9 protein-coding genes are annotated in these 12,524 nt (G+C 70.7%); 7 read left to right on the top strand and 2 right to left on the bottom strand.

Annotation, left to right across the window (positions count from 1 at the left end):
* The first annotated feature begins 142 nt into the window (after positions 1-142).
* The 7 genes from ACFVWL_RS01070 to ACFVWL_RS01040 are packed head-to-tail and all read left to right on the top strand — an operon-like array spanning position 143 to position 7,566.
* The gene (locus tag ACFVWL_RS01070) at positions 143-1,777 is read left to right on the top strand and encodes a TIGR04028 family ABC transporter substrate-binding protein (protein WP_387177506.1); all 1,635 of its coding nucleotides are present in this window, start codon (positions 143-145) and stop codon (positions 1,775-1,777) included.
* A gap of 16 nt (positions 1,778-1,793) precedes the next feature.
* Entirely contained in the window at positions 1,794-2,774 is a 981-nt protein-coding gene (locus tag ACFVWL_RS01065; RefSeq protein WP_387177504.1) for an ABC transporter permease, read from the top strand.
* The gene (locus tag ACFVWL_RS01060; protein WP_387177502.1) at positions 2,771-3,667 is read left to right on the top strand and encodes an ABC transporter permease; all 897 of its coding nucleotides are present in this window, start codon (positions 2,771-2,773) and stop codon (positions 3,665-3,667) included. The genes ACFVWL_RS01065 and ACFVWL_RS01060 overlap by 4 nt, the downstream gene beginning before the upstream one ends.
* Entirely contained in the window at positions 3,664-5,280 is a 1,617-nt protein-coding gene (locus tag ACFVWL_RS01055) for a dipeptide ABC transporter ATP-binding protein (protein WP_387177500.1), read from the top strand. The genes ACFVWL_RS01060 and ACFVWL_RS01055 overlap by 4 nt, the downstream gene beginning before the upstream one ends.
* Positions 5,277-6,332 (top strand): putative FMN-dependent luciferase-like monooxygenase, encoded by a 1,056-nt coding sequence (locus tag ACFVWL_RS01050; protein WP_387177498.1) that lies wholly within the window; start codon positions 5,277-5,279, stop codon positions 6,330-6,332. Before ACFVWL_RS01055 ends, ACFVWL_RS01050 begins: the two co-directional genes overlap by 4 nt.
* Positions 6,329-6,961, top strand: coding sequence for a CMD domain protein (locus ACFVWL_RS01045; RefSeq protein ID WP_387177496.1), 633 nt, complete (start codon positions 6,329-6,331; stop codon positions 6,959-6,961). Before ACFVWL_RS01050 ends, ACFVWL_RS01045 begins: the two co-directional genes overlap by 4 nt.
* Entirely contained in the window at positions 6,958-7,566 is a 609-nt protein-coding gene (locus ACFVWL_RS01040; RefSeq protein ID WP_387177494.1) for an alkylhydroperoxidase domain protein, read from the top strand. Before ACFVWL_RS01045 ends, ACFVWL_RS01040 begins: the two co-directional genes overlap by 4 nt.
* Before the next feature lie 15 nt (positions 7,567-7,581).
* On the opposite strand, the gene ACFVWL_RS01035 is transcribed toward ACFVWL_RS01040, so the two are convergent.
* The gene (locus tag ACFVWL_RS01035; RefSeq protein ID WP_387177492.1) at positions 7,582-8,526 is read right to left on the bottom strand and encodes a zinc-binding alcohol dehydrogenase family protein; all 945 of its coding nucleotides are present in this window, start codon (positions 8,524-8,526) and stop codon (positions 7,582-7,584) included.
* Positions 8,527-8,565: 39 nt separating this feature from the next.
* Positions 8,566-12,507 (bottom strand): ATP-dependent RNA helicase HrpA, encoded by a 3,942-nt coding sequence (hrpA, locus tag ACFVWL_RS01030; protein ID WP_387177490.1) that lies wholly within the window; start codon positions 12,505-12,507, stop codon positions 8,566-8,568.
* Positions 12,508-12,524 lie beyond the last annotated feature (17 nt).

Below are 12,524 nucleotides of genomic sequence, written 5' to 3'. Positions count from 1 at the left end.
GAGTCCCCCACCTCGCGCCGGGGGAGTCGCGATTCCTACGGTGAAGTCACCTCACCGCAGCACCAGCACCGCACCGAAGCACCGCACACCGCACCGAAGCACCGCACCCGAAGCACTGCACCCGAAGCCTGGAGGCCCACCCATGAACCGTCGACTCATCCGCGCCGCTGCCATCGCGCTGCCGCTCGTCCTCGCGGGGAGCCTCGCCGCCTGCGCGTCGACGCCCGCCCCGGCGAACTCGCCCGCCGAAGGGGGCGACCCCGTCGCCGGAGGAACTCTCACCTACCTCGAGCACCAGGCGTACACGAACCTGTACCCGCCGCAGGCCGGCTTCTACCCGAACGGCGGCATCGTGAACAACATCGCCGCCCGTCTCACCTGGCAGAATCCGGACACGCTCGAGATCGAGCCGTGGATCGCCTCGGACTGGACGGTGAACGACGACGCCACCGAGTACACGTTCAATCTGAACCCCGACGTCACGTTCTCGGACGGCACCGTGCTCGACGCCGCGGCCGTGAAGAAGAACTTCGACACCTACGGCCTGGGCGATACGGCGCGCGGCCTCACGGTCTCCGAGGCGATCAACAACTACGCCAGCAGCGAGGTCGTCGACGACGACACCGTGACGTTCCACTTCTCGGCACCGTCGCCCGGGTTCCTGCAGGCGACCTCGACGATCAACTCGGGTCTGCTGTCGCCGGAGACGCTCGACGGCACGATCGAGGACTTCGGGGCGGGCAACGCCGCCGAGATCATCGGATCCGGTCCGTTCACGGTCACGGGCGAGAAGCTCGGCACCGAGTACACGCTCACCGCCCGCGACGACTACGACTGGGGACCCGACAGCGTCGACAACGACGGCCGCCCGTACCTCGACGCCGTGCACGTGCTGATCACCCCCGAGGACTCGGTGCGCATCGGCTCGCTCCTCGCCGGCCAGGCCGACTATGTCCGCTACGTGCAGGCGTTCGACGAGGACCGCGTCGAGAGTGCAGGGTTCACGCTCTACGCCCCGCAGACCCGCGGGGTGAACAACTCGATCGCGCTGCGTCCCGAGAACCCGCTGCTCTCCGACATCCGCGTGCGGCAGGCGATCATCGCGGCCGTGAACGCGCAGGAGGTCGTGGACACCCTCTTCACCGAGAACTACCCGGTGGCGACGTCGGTGCTGTCGTCCCAGGCCCTCGGCTACAAGGACGAGTCGGAGCACTACGCCTACGACCCGAAGAAGGCCGAGAAGCTGCTCGACGAGGCAGGGTGGAAGCCCGGTGCAGACGGCATCCGCGAGAAGGACGGCGAGCGCCTGTCGATCACGGTCTACGAGGCCAAGCCGCAGCCGCTGTCGAAGCAGACCCTCGAACTGGTCGCGCAGCAGCTCGCGGCAGTCGGCGTGGAGCTCTCGGTCAAGCCCGGAGACGCCGGCAGCTATGCGGAGGACACCCGTGATCCGCTCAAGACCGGCTTCTACCACTCGATGGTCGGCCGGGCGGACCTCGACGTGATCAAGAGCCAGTACTTCACGAAGAATCGCGACGTGCTGATCTCGAAGGATGCGAAGCTCGACGAGCTGCTGCTCGCCGTCGCCTCCGAGCCCGACGCCGACAAGCGCGTCGCCGCATCTCAGGCCGTGCAGGACTACATCGCCGAGCAGGCCTACGTGATCCCGCTGTTCGAGGAGCCGCAGGTGTACGGCACCGCGACCTACGTGCACGGCGTCGCCTTCGAGTCGGTGGGACGCCCGACGTTCTCCGGCGTCTGGCTCGACGAGCACTGATCGGCATGGTGCATCGATGACCTTCGTCCTCCGACGAGCCGGGCAGGCCGCGATCGTTCTGATCGCGGCCTTCACGGCCACCTTCTTCCTGCTGCAGCTGCTGCCGGGTGATGCGATCCTGATCAAGTTCTCCGACCCCAGCCTCGGGCTGTCGCCGGATCAGCTCGACAGCATCCGCGCCACCTACGGAGGCGATCTGCCCTGGTGGGAGCAGTACCTGCACGCGGGGCTCGGCTTCCTCGCCGGGGACTTCGGATTCTCGACGCAGTTCGGAACCCCCGTGCTGACGATGCTCGCCGAGGCGCTGCCCGCGACACTGCTGCTCGCGTCGCTCGGACTCGTCGTCGCCCTGCTGCTGGCCGTCCTGATCGCCGGCCTCTCCTCCCTCGCACCGTTCGCCTGGCTGCGCGACGGCCTGCGCCAGGTGCCCGGCCTGTTCGTGGCGGTGCCGGTGTTCTGGCTGGGCATCCTGCTCATCCAGGTGTTCTCGTTCGGACTCGGTTGGGTGCCGATCGTCGGGGCCGACCCGGTCAGCGGACTCGTCCTCCCCGTGCTGACCCTCGCCGTGCCGATCTCCGCTCCGTTGGCGCAGGTGCTGGTCCGGGCGATCGACCAGGTGCAGGCACAGCCGTTCGTCACGGTGGTGCGGGCCAAGGGCGCCCCGCCGCTGTGGGTGCTCACGCGTTCGGTCGCCCGCAACGCCGCCGTGCCGACCCTGACGATCGCCGGCGTGCTGTTCGGCGAACTCGTCGGGGGAGCGGTCGTCACCGAAACCGTGTTCGGCCGCACGGGCATCGGCCGCCTCACCGAGCAGGCCGTCGCGAACCAGGACATCCCGGTGCTGCAGGGCGTCGTCCTGCTCTCGGCCCTCGGCTTCGTGATCATCAGCTTCGCGGTCGACCTCGTCACCCCGCTCATCGACCCGCGTCAGCGCACGATCGCGCGCTCCACCGCATCCGCCGCCGCACGCCCCGCACCCCAGGAGGTGTCCGCATGACCGCTCCCGTGATCGCTGCGACCAGCGTCGAACCCGACCTCGTGCCGGCACCGGTCGTCCCGGCGGGGGCGCAGCCTCCCCGCGCCCGCGGTCGCCTGCGCGGCCGCGCCTGGGGTCTGTACCTGGCCTTCGCGGTGGTCGCCGTCGCGGTGCTCTGGGCAGTCATCCCCGGTGTGTTCGCCCCCGGTGACCCGCTGACCGGCGTGCCCGCCGACAAGCTGCTGCCTCCGAGCGCCGCGCATTGGTTCGGAACCGACACGCTCGGTCGCGACCTGTTCGGTCGCGTCGTCCACGGCGCGGTGCACTCGCTCTCGGGTGCGCTGATCGCCGTCACCGTCGGTCTCGCTCTCGGCACCGTGCTCGGTGCGATCGCCGGGGCCGTGGGAGGGGTGGCCGACGACGTTCTGATGCGCGTCGTCGACGTGCTGCTCGCGATCCCCGGACTCCTGCTGTCGCTGTCGGTGATCATCCTCCTCGGATTCGGCACGGTCAACGCCGCCCTCGCGGTGGGTCTCGGCAGCGTCGCGGCCTTCGCGCGTCTGATGCGCGCGGAGGTCGCCCGCGTGCGGCGCACCGAGTACGTGGAGGCCGCCTTCGGCAGCGGGGCCACCTTCTTCGCGGTGCTGCGCCGACACGTGCTGCCCAACTCCCTCACCCCGATCGTCGCGCTCGCCGCGCTGCAGTTCGGCACCGCGATCCTCGCGATCTCCACCCTCGGTTTCCTCGGCTACGGCGCTCCGCCGCCCACTCCGGAGTGGGGCCTGCTGATCGCGGAGGGCCGCAACTACGTGGGCACGGCCTGGTGGCTCACGGCACTCCCCGGTCTCGTCGTCGTCGCGGTCGTGCTCAGCGCCAACCGCATCAGCCACCGCATCGGAAGGGGGACGCGATGAGCGTGCTGGCAGCGTCGGATCTGCGGATCTCCTACGGCGGCCGGGAAGTCGTGCACGGCGTCTCGTTCGAGATCGACGAGGGGGAGACCCTCGCGCTCGTCGGCGAATCGGGCTCCGGCAAGTCGACGACCGCGCACGCCCTCCTGGGGCTTCTCCCGGCCGGAGGCACGGTCGACGGAGGGACGGTGGTGCTCGGTGACCTCGACATCTCGGGATGGACCGACCGTGCACTGCGGGGCATCCGCGGTGCGGAGATCGGCCTGGTTCCGCAAGATCCCACGACCTCGCTCGACCCCGTACGTCCGGTCGGAGCGCAGGTCGAGGAGATCCTGCGCCTGCACGGCCATCGTGATCGGCGCACCCGTCGCGCGCGGGCCATCGAGCTGCTCGACCGTGTCGGCATCGACGACCCTGACCTTCGGGCACGTCAATATCCGCACGAGCTCTCCGGCGGCATGCGGCAGCGCGTGCTGATCGCGACCGCGATCGCCCTGCGACCCCGCCTGCTGATCGCCGACGAGCCGACCAGCGCCCTCGACGCCACGGTGCAGCGCAAGGTGCTCGACCTGCTCGACGAGCTGCAGCGCGAGGAGGGCACCAGCATCCTGCTCGTGACCCACGACCTCGGTGTGGCCGCCGACCGTGCGGCACGTCTCGTCGTGCTCAAGGACGGACAGATCGTGGAACAGGGGCGGAGCGATGCGGTGCTCGCCGCGCCGACCGATCCGTACACGCGTCAGCTGCTGGCCGATGCTCCCGCCTTCACGACCGGATTCCGTCGCCCGGAGGCACCCCCGTTCCTGCGGGATGCCGCAGCCGTCGCCGCCGAGAATCCCTTCGCGATCGTGGCGGAAGGTCTCGTGAAGGAGTTCCGGGTCGCAGGGCGCGAGCGGTTCCGCGCGGTGGACGACGTCTCCTTCCGTGTGCGCCGCGGCACCACTCACGCACTCGTGGGGGAGTCGGGGTCGGGAAAGACCACCACGGCACGGCTGGTCACGCGCTTCCACCAGCCCGATGCCGGGACCATCGAGGTCGCGGGAGAGGAAGTGACCCACGCGACGCGTGAGCAGCTGCGGGCACTGCGCCGACGCGTGCAGCTGGTCTATCAGAACCCGTTCGCCTCGCTGGATCCCCGTCAGCAGATCGTCGACATCGTCGCGGAGCCGCTCCAGAACTTCCGGGTCGGCACGCGGGCCGAGCGCCGGGAGCGTGCGCTCGCGCTCCTCGATCGGGTCTCGCTCCCGGCCGACGTCGCACGCCGCACTCCGCGCGAGCTCTCGGGCGGACAGCGGCAGCGCGTCGCGATCGCCCGGGCCCTCGCGATCGATCCGGAGGTGGTGGTGCTCGACGAGGCGGTGTCGGCGCTCGACGTGACCGTGCAGGCGCGCATCCTCGAACTGCTCACGTCGCTCCAGGCCGAGCTCGGGCTCACGTACCTGTTCATCTCGCACGACCTCGCGGTGGTGCGCCGGATCAGCCACACGGTCTCGGTGATGCGCCGCGGCCGGATCGTGGAGGAAGGTCAGACGGAGGACCTCTTCCGCGACCCGCAGCACGACTACACCAGGGAGCTGCTCGCCGCGGTCCCCGGACGAACGGAGACCGTCGTATGACCACCGCACCCACCGTCGCCTTCTTCACCCGTCTGCTCGACGATGCTGCTCCTGCCGAGAGGTATGCGCTCGCGACCGCGCAGATCCAGCAGGCGGAGCGGCATGGAATCGGCCGGGCTTGGGTCGCGCAGCACCACTTCCACGCGGCTGAGGGCGGGCTGCCGTCGCCGCTCGTCTTCCTCGCGCACGTGGCCGCCGTGACCAGGGGCATCCGGCTCGGCACCGGGGTGATCACCCTGCCGCTGGAAGACCCGGTGCGTGTGGCCGAAGACGCCGTCGTCGCCGATCTGCTCTCCGGGGGGCGCGTGGATCTGGGACTCGGCAGCGGCGGCACCCCGTCGTCGTTCGTGCCGTTCGGGGAGGACGTGCGCGACAAGGCGCCGACCTACGACCGCAAGCTGCGGACGCTGCTCGACGGCCTCGCCGGGCGCGACGTCGGTGCGGGCAACACCCTCTACCCGGATGCGGGCGACCTCGCCGACCGTATCTGGCAGGCCACCTTCTCGGCCCCGGGTGGGCACCGCGCAGGAGTGCACGGGCACGGACTGCTGCTCTCCCGCACCCAGCCGCGCAGCACCGACCGTCTGCACGCCCCGCTGTCGGAGCTGCAGGATCCGATCATCGACGCGTATCTCGAGGCACTGCCTGCCGGGGTGGCCCCGAGGATCACCGCGTCGCGCACCGTGTTCGTCGCAGACGACCGTGCCGAGGCGCTGCGGTTCGCCGAGGTCGGGTTGCGCCGGGCGGCGGAGGGCTTCCGTCGACAGGGGCAGAGCATCCCCGGAGACAGCATCGACGAGTTGATCGCCGCCCTCGACACGCACCTGGGCACGCCCGAGGAGGTGGCGGAGTCGCTCGCGGCCGACACCACCCTCGCCCGCGCGACCGAGGTGGCCTTCCAGGTGCACTCGGTCGACGCCCCGCACGAGCACGTGCTGCGCTCGATCGCCCTCTTCGCCGACGAGGTCGCCCCGGCCCTCGGCTACGCGCTCAGCCCTTCCCCCCACGGAACCAATACCGAACAGCACCACACCCTCAAGGAGAACGCATGACCGACGACATCGTGGACCGGATCGTGGAGGTGACGCCGGAGCTGGATGCGCTGCGCCGTCGTCGCCCGGTCACCAGGGAACAACTGCAGGCGAGCTTCGACGCCCTTTTCCGGCCGGTGACGGTCGAACACGTCTCACAGGCCGAGCGCGAGCTCGTCGCCGCCTTCGCGACCGGGCTCGCCGGAGCCGAGGATTCGACGGCGGTCTTCTACGCCGCCCGCGCACAGGACGCGGATCCGCAGCGGACGCGCGTGGTGCTCGCCGAGGCGGCCGATGCGGCTGTGCGCGGTCCGTTCGGCGCCTACACCGAGCTGGGGCTGCAGGAGGAGAACACCGAGGGGGAGCGGTACGTCCCCTCCGACGCGGTCATCGCGGTCATCGGCGAGCGCCTCGCCGCGGCACTCGCGCACACGCATCTGCTGGTGTTCCGCCCGCGCGAGGCCTCGGGTGCCGACCTCGGACGGCTGCTCGATGCCGGGTGGTCGACGGACGGGATCGTGACGCTGTCGCAGCTGGTGTCGTTCCTGGCGTTCCAGCAGCGCGTCGTCACCGGGCTCCGCGTGCTCGCCGCCGCGGGACGGACGAGCGCATCCGAGACCGAGATCTCCGAAGGAGAGGAAGCAGCATGACCACCGCTCAGACCGTGCTCCGCCACGACGACGCCCCGCACCCGCACGCCTTCACCCGCGGGGAGGTCGGCTGGGTTCCGCACCTCGAACCCCTCGCGGAGGAGGAGCTGACGGCGCGGCACTACGACGGCCTCGTCGATGCCGCGCGCGCGAAGAACGACTACTTCCGGCTGCTCGCCCGCGACCCCGAGGTGCTCAAGGCGCGGACCCTCGTCGACAAGGACATCTTCTACAACGCAGCCGAGGGACTCCCGCGCGCCGACCGCGAGCTGGCGGCCACGGCGGCATCCCGTCGCAACGGCTGCGTGTTCTGCGCCTCGGTGCACTCACGGTTCGCCGCCCACCACAGCAAGCGTGTCGACGATGTCGACCTGCTGCTGGACGAGGGCGTCGAGGCCGACCTCGGCGCGCGCTGGAACGCCATCGTCGCGGCATCCGTCGCCCTCACCGACACGCCCAACGCCTTCGGGGAGGACGACATCGTGCGGCTGCGTGCGGCCGGACTCGACGACTTGGAGGTCGCCGACGTCATCCACGGCGCCGCGTTCTTCAACTGGGCGAACCGGCTGATGCTGTCGATCGGACGGCCGGTGGCTCCGGCCTGATCGGGGAGCCTCGAGCTACGGCAGCAGGATGATCTTGCCCGAGGCGGCGCCGGATTCCATGAGTTCATGGGCCTGCGCCGCTTCGGCGAGCGGCAGCTGCGGTCCGAGCTCGAGCGTGAAGTCGCCGGTGTCCAAGAGGGCGATCGTCTCGGCCAGGGCTTCGGCACGCCAGGCGAGCTCCTGGGCGGTCAGCGGCTCCGGCGATCCACCGGAGAAGGCGCGGATGCCGAAGGACGCGGCGTCCGGCCCCCGCACGATCGTCGCGATGCGCTCGCGGTCGGAGACGAGGGCGAGCGAGGTCTCGATCGCCTCGTCGGTGCCGGCGCAGTCGAGCACCACTGTGACGGGGGAGGCGGCCGCCTCGCGGACCCGGTCGAGCAGGCCGTCGCCGTATGCCACGGGGATCGCCCCCAGCTCGCGCAGCTGGTCGTGGCGGGCGGGGCTTCCGGTTGCGATCACGGTCGCACCCCAGGCGACGGCGAACTGCACGGCCGCCTGCCCGACGGCTCCGGAGCCTCCGTGCACGAGCAGCACGTCGCCCTCGGCCACCCCGAGCGAGCGCAGCGCCTGGTAGGCGGTTCCGGCGGGGATGCCGATGCCGGCGCCCTCTGCGGTGGTGACGGAGTCGGGGAGCTTCGCGAGCTTCTCGGTCGCGATGGCGAGCGCCGACGCATAGGTGCCGTGCCCATCGCGGATCGCCACCCGGTCGCCTACCGCGAAGTCGTCGACGCCGTCGCCGAGCGCTTCGATGACGCCTGCGCCGTCGAAGCCGACCGGACGCGGCTCGGTGATCGGAGGCGATGGGCGCTTGCCACCGCGCAGCTTCGCGTCGATCGGGTTCGCCCCTGCGGCCTCGATGCGCACGACGACCTCGCCGCGTGCCGCGACCGGGTCGGGGATCTCGATCAGGTGGAGGACAGCGGGGGATCCGATTTCGGTGTACACGATCGCGCGAGCCATGGTTTCAGGCTACCCGCGCGGAGGGGCCGCGGTCGTGGATCAGCGCCCGGACAGCACCTTCATGATGCGCTGCGGCGACACCGGCTGTGCGGTGCCCAGCCGTTGCGCGAAGACGCTCACGCGATACTCCTCCAGCAGCCAGCGCACCTCGACGAGCGCGGCTGTCGCGTCGGCTGCGAGCGGGATCGTGCCGCCGGCGTCTTCGAAGGCCTTCGCCATCCGCTCGTACTCGGTCATGCGCGCGCGGTCCTTGCCGGGCTCGCTGGAGAGGGTCTTCAACCGGTCGAGCATCCCCTCCAGATACCGCGGGAAGTGCGCGAGGCGGTCGGTGCCGGCGGCGGAGACGAACCCGGGGTGCAACAGACCGCTCAGTTGGGTGCGGACGTCGTTCAGCGGTCCGAGCAGCGCCAGGGAGTTCTGCGACTTGATGCCCCGCTCGACGTCGCGGGACTTCGTGAGGATGCGGGCCACCAGCGAGACGCCGGCGAAGAGCTGGTCGACGAGCACGGCGGAGACCGCGTCGCGCACCCGGGCGAAGTCCGACTCGTTGCGCACGATCCCGTCCGGCGCGACGTCCTGGATGACCCTGCGCGCCACCGCCGCGCGGCAGTCTTCGATGAGGGCGGCGGCGGACGGGTACGGCGATGCCGCGAGCGCCAGCTTCTCCTGGCTCGTGAGGTGCTCCTGCACGTACGACGACGGCGAGGGCACACCCAGCAGCACGAGGCGCAACACACCGTCACGGGTGGCGGCGGCCGCGGCATCCGGGGTGGATTCGACGCGGACCGACACGCTCTTGCCCTGGTCGACGACGGCCGGGTACCCGCGCACGACTCCGCCGGCGACGCGGGTGTCGAGCACCTCCGGCAGCTCGCCGAAGGTCCAGGCGGTGAGGCCGGTCTGCTCGACCGGTGCGGATGCGACCCGCTCAGCGCCGCGATTCCCGCCGGGGGTGCCGGATCGCGCCGGTGCGGCGATCGACCGGGCCACGCTGCTGCGCGCGCGGTCGGACAGCTGGGCTTGCAGGACCCGCAGATCGCGTCCGGAGCCGACGACCCTGCCACGTTCGTCCACGGCGCGGAAGTTCATGTGCAGGTGCGGGGGAACCCGCTCGTCGTCGAAATCGGCCGCGGAGACCAGCTGGTTCGCGAGCGGCTGGATGCGGCGGGCGAGGGCTTCCTTGAGCGTGTGCGGGGGCAGGCCGCCGTGCGACTCCGGGCCTTCTTCGACCAGCTCGGCGCCGAACTTCTCGGCCCAGTCGGCGGCAGGGACCACGTGGCGACGGATCGCCTTGGGCAGGGCCCGCAGCAGGCCTGTCACCAGCTCGGCTCGCAAGCCGGGTACCTGCCAGTCGAAGCCGCGGTCCTCGATCTGCGCGAGGAGCGGCAACGGCACCACCACGCTGACACCATCGTCGTCGGCGCCCGGCTCGAACCGGTAGGCGAGGCCGAGCACCTGGTCGCCCTGTGTCCACCGCGTCGGGAACTCGCGCTGATCCGCGCGCTCGTCGTCGTCGATCAGGTCGCTCTCGCGCATCACGAGCAGCTTCGGCGTCGTCGACATGGCTTCGCGCCACCAGCTCTCGAACGAGCGCACGTCGAACACGTCGGCGGGGATGCGCTCGTCGTAGAACCGGAAGACGGCTTCGTCGCCGGCGAGGATGTCGCGGCGGCGTTCGCGCTCCTCCAGCTTCTCGAGGCGCTTGCGGAGTTCGGCGTTGCTGCGCCAGAACGCGCTCACCCGCTTGTCGATCCGCGTCGGGTCCCATTCGCCCTCGACGAGCGCGTGCCGCACGAACAGCTCACGCGACGCTGCTCTGTCGATCCGCGCGAACTGCACGCGTCGACGCGGGATGATCTCGAGCCCGAACAGCGTCACCTTCTCGAACGCGACAGCGGCGCCGGCATCCTTCGACCAGTGCGGCTCGGTCACCTGGCGCTTGGCCAGGTCGCCGGCGAGCGGCTCGGCCCACGCCGGGTCGATCGCGGCGACCGTGCGCGCGAACGTGCGCGAGGTCTCGACGACCTCGGCGGCGATCACCGCGCGCGGGCTCTTCTTGCGCAGCCCCGAGCCGGGGAAGATCGAGAAGCGAATGCCGCGGGCTCCCCGGTACTCCGCGATGCGACGGCCCTTCGGCTCCTTCGCGGGGGAGTGCGACTTGCCCGCGGGGGCGGTGCGCTCGTCGAGGATGCCGATCTGCGAGAGCAGTCCGGACAGCAGGGCGCGGTGGATAGCGTCGGGATCGCTCGCGCCACCGTCTGTGCCGGTCCGAGTGTCATCGCGGCCGCGGCCGCGGTCCGGGGTCTTCACGAGGGTGCGCAGCTGGCGATGCACGTCGAACCACTCGCGCACCCGCACGTAGTTGAGGTGCTCGGAGCGGCAGAGTCGGCGGAACGCGCTCGAGCCGAGTTCACGCTGCTGTTCGCGCAGGTGGTTCCACAGGTTGAGCAGGGTGAGGAAGTCACTGGTCGGGTCGACGAAACGCGCGTGCAGGCGGTCGGCCTCCTCCCGGCGTTCCTCCGGCCGCTCCCGCACGTCCTGGATCGTCATGCCCGAGACGATCGCGAGCACGTCGCGTGTCACGGTGCCGCCGGAATCCGCCTTCCCGGCTTCGATCAGCATGCGTGCGAACCGCGGATCGATCGGCATGCGTGAGATGTCGCGACCCGTGCGGGTGAGGTGCGGGGCGCCGTCGCGGCGCGACGGCTCGACGGCACCGAGCTCGGTGAGCAGGTCGAACGCGGCCTTCACGCCCCGGGAGTCGGGCGGGGTGAGGAAGGGGAACGCCGTGATGTCGCCGAAGCCGAGCGACAGCATCTGCAGGATGACCGAGGCCAGTGACGTCCGCAGGATCTCGGGTTCGGTGTACTCCGGCCTCTTGTCGTAGTCCTCCTCCGAATAGAGGCGGATGGCGATGCCGTCGCTGGTGCGGCCCGCACGGCCGGAACGCTGATTGGCCGATGCCTGCGACACGGCCTCGATCGGCAGTCGCTGCACCTTGGAGCGGTTGCTGTATCGGGAGATGCGCGCGGTGCCCGTGTCGATGACGTACTTGATTCCGGGAACGGTGAGGCTCGTCTCGGCGACGTTCGTGGCGAGGATCACCCGGCGGCGCACACCGGCCACCCGGCTGCGCTCGAACACGCGATGCTGGTCGGCGGCGGAGAGGCGTCCGAACAGCGGCAGCACCTCGGTGGGGGCGCGGTCGTTCGCGTAGGCGCCGCGCACGGCGTCCGCGGCATCGCGGATCTCGGCCTCGCCGGGGAGGAACACGAGCACGTCGCCCGGCGCTTCGCGGTCGAGCTCACGCAGGGCCGCGACGATCGCCGAGACCTCGTCTTCCGGCTCGGTCGGCGCGTCCTCGTCGTCCGCCTCCTCGACCGGCCCGCGGTAGCGGATCTCGACCGGATACGTGCGGCCGGAGACCTCGATGATCGGCGCCGGGGTGCCGTCCGGGGCGGCGAAGTGCTTCGCGAAGCTCTCCGGATCGATCGTCGCCGAGGTGACTATCACCTTCAGATCGGGGCGCTCCGGGAGGATGCGGGCCAGGTAGCCGAGCAGGAAGTCGACGTTGAGGGAGCGCTCGTGCGCCTCGTCGATGATGATCGTGTCGTAGCGCGTGAGCAGGCGATCCCGATGGATCTCGTTGAGCAGGATGCCGTCGGTCATCAGGGCGATGCGGGTGGTGTCAGACACCTTGTCGGTGAACCGCACCTTGTACCCGACGAGTGTGCCGAGCTCGACATGCAGCTCTTCGGCGACGCGCTCCGCGATCGTGCGTGCGGCGAGGCGGCGGGGCTGTGTGTGCGCGATATGCTCCCGCCCGAGCTCGAGCGCGATCTTCGGCAGCTGCGTGGTCTTGCCCGAGCCGGTCGCACCCGCGACGATCACGACCTGGTGGTCGCGGATGGCATCGGCGATCTCGGCCCTGGCGGCACTGACCGGCAGCTCCGGGGGATAGGAGATCACGGGGGAAGACATAGCCCTCCATCGTATGC

The organism is Microbacterium sp. NPDC058269, from assembly GCF_042881445.1.
Taxonomy (GTDB): domain Bacteria; phylum Actinomycetota; class Actinomycetes; order Actinomycetales; family Microbacteriaceae; genus Microbacterium.
The sequence above is the reverse complement of the archived record's forward strand: the minus strand, read 5'-3'. Positions and strand labels throughout refer to the sequence as shown.